Here is a 6,000-nt window from a genome sequence, read left to right on the forward strand (position 1 = left end):
CGCCGGGGAGCCGCCGTGCCTGATCAGCGAGACACGTTCAACGCGGTGGCCGCAGAGTACGATGCGGTGCGGCCGACTTATCCGGTCGAACTGTACGACGATCTGGCGAGCGTCGTCGGCGGGGTGGCGATGCGGGTTCTCGAAGTCGGGTGTGGCAGCGGCCAAGCCACCCAAGGCTTCCTCGACCGGGGTTGGCAGGTCGTCGCCATCGATCCCGGCGATGAACTCGTCGCCCTGGCGAAAGCGAACCTGACAGGCGCGGTGAGCTTCCACGTCTCCCCGTTTGAGGCGTTCGAGGCCGAACCCGGCGCCTTCGGCCTCGTGGCCTCGGCCCAGGCGTGGCACTGGATCGATCCGGCAATTAGCTTCCCCCGCGCCGCCCGGGCGTTGCGGGCCGGCGGCGTTCTGGCCGTCTTCGGTCATGTGCCCATGACGCCGCCTGCGGACATTCTGCAGCGACTGGAGCCGATCTACCAGGATATCGCGCCGGACCTCTGGCGACCGCCGCCCCAGGCCTGGTACCTGCCGGGCGGACCTGTTCGCGAGCTCTTCAACGCTTCAGGCTTGTTCGGCCCCGTCACGCACCGGGCGTTCACCTGGATCGAGCAGGTGACGCCGGCCGCCTTCGTTCGCCAGCTCCGCACGCGCTCGGACTACAACATGGTTGAAGCGGCCCGGCGGGAGCGCCTGCTTGCGGAGGTGGAGGAGGCGCTTCGCCCCCTAGGCGCGCTTTCGCTGGCCAACGAGACGCATCTCTATCGGGCGGTGGTGAAGTCCTGAGGCCATCACGTTGCTGACCAGCGGTAGCCGACGCCGGGCTCGGTCAGGATCAGGCCGGGGGTTGCGGGATCGGGTTCGATCTTCTGGCGCAGCTGGCCGATGAAGACGCGCAGGTACTGGACGTCGGTCTCATGGGCGGGACCCCAGACGGCGGTCAGTAGCTGGCGGTGTGTGATCACCTTGCCGGCGCCCTGCACCAGCTGGGTCAGCAGATCATATTCCCGCGGCGACAGGCGGACAGGCTCGCCGGCCCGGGTGACCAGCCGCTTGACCAGGTCGATGGTCAGGTCGCCCGCGACGACCACCGGCTTGGCCCCTTCGCGGGTGGCGGCGTGGCGTAGGGCGACCCGCAGGCGGGCCAGCAGTTCGCCGACGCCGAAGGGCTTTTCCACATAGTCGTCGGCGCCCAGGTCCAGGGCGTCGATCTTCTCGGTTTCCCGGTCCCGCGCCGACAGGATCAGGATCGGGCCGCTGTAGAAGGCCCGCGCCTTGGCCAGGACCGCCTTGCCGTCGAGATCGGGCAGGCCCAGGTCAAGCACCACGGCGTCGGGGGCCCGGCGCGCCAGTTCGCGCAGGCCCGCCTCGGCGGTGTCGGCGCGCACCGGCTCATAACCGGCCGCATCGAGGGCTGGACCGAGGAACCGGTGTATCTGCGGCTCATCATCGATGACGAGGATACGGGGGCGGGAGCCGCTCACAGGAGTCCTTCCGGGGTGGCCCGCGACTTGGGCAGGCTGATCAGAATACGTGTGCCACGGCCCTCATGGATCGGCGAGGCCGCGGCGATGCGGCCATCCATCACCTCGATGAAACCCTTGGCGATGGCGAGTCCAAGGCCCGATCCCTTGCCGCGGTCGCTGGCCTCGTCCAGCCGGCGGAACTTCTCGAACACCCGCTCGAGGTCGTGAGTCGGGATGCCGCGCCCCTCGTCCTCGATGCTGATGACCACGTTCCTGTGGTCTTCATAGGCGGCCACCTCAATCGTGCTGGCGTCGGGGCTGTAGGCGATGGCGTTCTCCAGGATGTTCACCAGGGCCTGCTCCAGCAGGGTCGGATCGGCCATGACCAGGGTGACCTTGTCTGGAAAATCCCAGGTGATCCTCCGCTGGCCGAGCCGGCGGCTCACCCGCTCGACAGCCGCGCGCAGCACATCGCGGGCGTCGAGCCAGTCGCGCCGGGCCACCAGGGCGCCGCCCTCCAGCCGGGTCATGTCCAGCAGGTCGCCCACATAGCGGCTCAGCCGCTCGGCTTCCTCCCGAATGGACTGGAGGAGGTCGTCGCGCACCGCCGCCGAAAGTCCGCCGCCATAGTCGATCAGGGTGGTGACCGAGCCGAGCACGGTGGACAGCGGCGTGCGCAGGTCGTGGCTGACGGAGTTGAGCAGGGCGGCCCGGAGGCGGTCGGTGCGGCGCAGGGCCTCGGCGTCTGCGGCCGTCGCAGCGAACTCCGCCCGCTCCAGCGCCACCGCGCCCTGGTCGAGCAGGGCGGCCACGAACCGTTCCCCATCCTCGGAGGCGACCGCCGAGGCGCTGACTCCGGCGACGCCGGCCCGGGCCTTCACCCCTTGGAGCGGGCGAAAAACCCAGGGCAGGTTGGGCATGGTCCCGGTGCCTGCGCCGGCCGGCTCCCCCCGCGCCCAGGCCCAGCGGGCGGCGGCCATGTCGCCCGGGGTGAGGGGCGCGGCGCCGAGCGAGGCCGCGCTCAGTTGCAGGTCCTCGCCCGCGGGGGTCAGAACGACGGCGTCTCCGCGGGTCGCAGCGGCCAGCTGTTCGGCCAGGGCCGCCGACGCGGCCTTGGCGTCCGGCGCGGAGGACAGTTGCCGGGTGGCCGCCAGCACCGCGGAGATGGCCGAAGCCCGGCGGGCCACCAGCCGCGCCTGATCGCGCACACGCCCGGTCAGCCAGCCGGTGGTCAGCGCCACGGCGAAGAAGACCGCGAAGGTCAGGACATCGGCCGGATGGCCGATCCAGACGGTCAGCCGCGGCTGGAGAAAGAAGAAGTTGTAGAGAAAGGCCGAGGCCGCCGCCGCCAGGAGCGCCGGCCAGAGGCCATAGGCCAGGCCCGCGACCAGCACGCTGAGCATGAACACCATGGCGAGGTTCACGCTCTCCACGTATCGGTCCAGGCTATGGGCGATGGCGAATCCGGCGGCCACCAGGGCCATGGCGCCAGCCTGTGGTCGCCAGGCCAGACCCGCCGGTCGGGCCGGAGCGGGGGGCTTGGGCGCAGCCGGTTCAGAGCCCTCGGTCACGACATGCAAGGCTGCGCCCTGGGTGCGGGCCAGCAGGGCTTCGGCCAGACTCGGCCGGAAGGGGCGCCTCGCGCGGCTCTTGCCGATGACGATCTGGGTGACGTTGTTACGCCGCGCATAGTCGAGGACGGAGACCACGATGTCGTCGCCGGTGAGAGTGACGGTGGAGGCGCCCAGCTGTTCGGCCAGCTTGACCGCCTCGCGAAGCCGCTGGACGGCCTCGGCCGAGATCCCGGCGCGATTGGGCCGCTCCACATGGGCGACGCTCCAGGGGGCGTCCATCATCATGTCCGACAGGCGTCTACCGGCCCGCACCAATGAGCCGGCCATGGAGTCTGGACCGATGAGGACCAGGATGCGCTCACCCGCCGCCCAGGGTCCTTCGACACCGGCGCGCTTCATGGCGCCGATCAACTGGTCATCCACCGCCTGGGCGGCACGGCGCAGGGAGAGTTCCCGCAAGGCGGTCAGGTTCTCGATCTTGAAGAACTGCTCAGCCGCCAGGCGGGCGGTCTCCGGCACATAGACCTTTCCCTCGCCCATCCGCTCCCGCAGTTCGGCCGGCGTGATGTCCACCAGCTCGATCTCATCGGCGCGGTCGAGCGCCATGTCGGGGACGGTTTCGCGCTGGCGGACGCCGGTGATCTTCCAGACCACGTCGACCAGGCTCTCCAGGTGCTGGATGTTCAGCGTCGTCCAGACGTCGATCCCTGCGGCCAGGAGTTCGTCCACGTCTTGCCACCGCTTGGCGTGCCGCGAGCCTGGGGCGTTTGAGTGGGCGTATTCATCGACCAGGAGCAGGGCGGGCCGTCGCGCCAGAGCGCCGTCGAGGTCGAACTCCAGTAACGTCGCCCCGCGGTGCTCCAGGGGCGACCTGGGCATGACCTCCATCCCCCTCAGCAGAGCCTGGGTCTCCTTGCGTCCGTGGGTCTCGACCAGGCCGACCACCACGTCCTGGCCCTCGGCCTTCCGGCGCCGTGCGGCGCGCAGCATCTCGTAGGTCTTGCCCACGCCGGGCGACATGCCCAGGAACACCTTCAGCCGACCACGCCCCGCCCGCGTGGCTGCGAGCAGGGCGTCAGGATCGGGCCGGCGGGGAAGCTCAGCGGTCATGGACGGTCAGGGTGCTCCGGGGGGAACGCGCCGTCGAGGGCGAGGTTGGTCTGAAGCACGTTGACCCGAGGTTGTCCCAATATGCCGAAGGTTCGGCCCTCAATCTGTCTTGCGATGACCCCACGGACCTGAACGACGTCGGCCCCCCGGGCGGCAGCGATGCGCTCGGCCTGCGCCAGGGCGTTGGCCGGCGAGATATGTGGGTCGAGGCCCGAGGCCGATGCCGTGACGGCGTCGCCAGGGACCTCCGCGCTGTCGTTTGCGACCCTCCAGGCGGCTGCGCGTTCCGACGTCTCTGCGATCAGTTCGGCGTTCAGCGGCCCCAGGTTCGAAGCCCCTGAACCTGTGGCGTCGTAATCGACCGCCGACGGCCGGCCCTGCAGATAGCGCGCCGAGGTGAAGGTCTGCCCCACCAGGGCTGATCCAATGACGCGGCCATTTTGAACGATCAGGCTTCCATCGGCCTGCTGCGGGAATGCGGCCTGGGCAAGGCCGGTTATGGCAAGGGGATAGGCCAGGCCCAGGAGGAGAGTGAACAGGCCCACCGAGATAAGGGCGGGACGAATGAGGGCGAGCATGGGGCTACTCTTGATCTGGGTTGACAGGGCGGCCGCCTGGGGCATGGGCCTCCACGGGCTGCTGGCGGGCGATGGAAGAGGGCTCGTCCCGGAAGTGCTGCAGAACCTGGACCATGATGCTGAAGGCGAGGCAGAGCACACAGACCAGTTTGAACCAGAAGCTGCGGCTTTCGAGGAGGCGGCTCATCGTGACGGCTCGGGTTCGAACGCCGGCGCTAGAGGCGCCAGGTTTGGGCCTGACGCCCCACTCAGAAAGGCGAGGCCGAAGACCAGACCGAAGAAGGCGCCCGCGGCCAGCAGCCGGCGCAGCAGTTCCCGGTCCATCAGGCCAGCCCCAGGCCGGAGAGGGCCAGGTCGATCAGCTTGATGCCGATGAAGGGGGCGACGAGCCCGCCAAGGCCGTAAACGGCGAGGTTTCGCGACAGGAGTTTCGAGGCTCCAAGCGCCCTGTAGCGGACGCCGCCCAGGGCCAGTGGGATCAGCAGCACAATGATCAGGGCGTTGAAAATCACCGCCGAGAGGATCGCGCTCTCTGGGCTCGAGAGCCCCATGATGTTCAGCGCGCCCAAGGCCGGCAGGCCGGTGACGAACATGGCCGGGATGATGGCGAAGTACTTGGCCACGTCGTTGGCGACCGAAAAGGTGGTGAGCGCGCCGCGGGTGATCAGCATCTGTTTGCCCACCTCGACGATCTCGATGACCTTGGTCGGGTCGGAGTCGAGGTCCACCATATTGCCGGCCTCCCGGGCGGCCTGGGCGCCGGTCTGCATGGCCACCCCCACATCGGCCTGGGCCAGGGCCGGGGCGTCATTGGCCCCGTCGCCGCACATGGCCACCAGACGGCCCTTGGCCTGTTCGGCGCGGATCAGGCGCAGCTTGTCCTCCGGCGTGGCCTCGGCGAGGAAGTCATCGACCCCGGCCTCCGTGGCGATGGCCGCGGCGGTGACCGGATTGTCGCCGGTGATCATCACCGTGCGCAGGCCCATGCGCCGCAGGTCGGCGAAGCGGGCCTTCACGCCGGGCTTGACCACGTCCTTCAGGTGGATGACACCGAGCAGCTTTTTGTCATCGGCCACAGCCAGCGGCGTACCACCCGTGCGCGCGACAAGGTCGACCGCCCCGTTGAATTCGGCGGGTGCCTGGGCCTTGTCGAGACCGACAAACTTGAGCACCGCATCCACCGCGCCCTTGCGGATTTCACGGCCGTCGACGTCGATGCCGGAAATGCGCGTCTGGGCGGAGAAGGGAATTGACCTCCCCTGCCCCGTTGCGGGTTCG

General features: G+C 69.3%; 6 protein-coding genes. 1 reads left to right on the top strand and 5 read right to left on the bottom strand.

Annotation, left to right across the window (positions count from 1 at the left end; translation table 11 throughout):
• Positions 1-15 precede the first annotated feature (15 nt).
• Positions 16-780, top strand: a complete 765-nt coding sequence (locus Q7S93_RS05870) for a class I SAM-dependent methyltransferase (RefSeq protein WP_304712805.1) — start codon at positions 16-18, stop codon at positions 778-780.
• A 5-nt stretch (positions 781-785) separates the two neighbouring features.
• Here Q7S93_RS05870 and Q7S93_RS05875 read toward each other — a convergent pair whose 3' ends face one another.
• From Q7S93_RS05875 to Q7S93_RS05895, 5 genes are all read right to left on the bottom strand, one after another.
• On the bottom strand, positions 786-1,478 hold the full coding sequence (locus tag Q7S93_RS05875; protein WP_304712806.1) for a response regulator: 693 nt from the start codon (positions 1,476-1,478) through the stop codon (positions 786-788).
• A complete protein-coding gene (locus Q7S93_RS05880) occupies positions 1,475-4,144 on the bottom strand; it encodes a sensor histidine kinase (protein ID WP_304712807.1) in 2,670 nt (889 codons plus the stop codon). Before Q7S93_RS05880 ends, Q7S93_RS05875 begins: the two co-directional genes overlap by 4 nt.
• A complete protein-coding gene (gene kdpC / locus Q7S93_RS05885; RefSeq protein WP_304712808.1) occupies positions 4,141-4,722 on the bottom strand; it encodes a potassium-transporting ATPase subunit KdpC in 582 nt (193 codons plus the stop codon). The genes Q7S93_RS05880 and kdpC overlap by 4 nt, the downstream gene beginning before the upstream one ends.
• Positions 4,723-4,726: 4 nt before the next feature.
• Positions 4,727-4,909: a hypothetical protein gene (locus Q7S93_RS05890; protein ID WP_304712809.1), complete on the bottom strand. Its 183-nt coding sequence runs from the start codon at positions 4,907-4,909 to the stop codon at positions 4,727-4,729.
• Positions 4,910-5,045: 136 nt separating this feature from the next.
• Positions 5,046-6,000 (bottom strand): HAD-IC family P-type ATPase (locus Q7S93_RS05895; RefSeq protein ID WP_304712810.1); only part of this gene is annotated, 955 nt, incomplete at its 5' end.

Origin of the sequence: Phenylobacterium sp., from assembly GCF_030646615.1 — a bacterium.
Classification (GTDB): Bacteria; Pseudomonadota; Alphaproteobacteria; order Caulobacterales; family Caulobacteraceae; genus Phenylobacterium.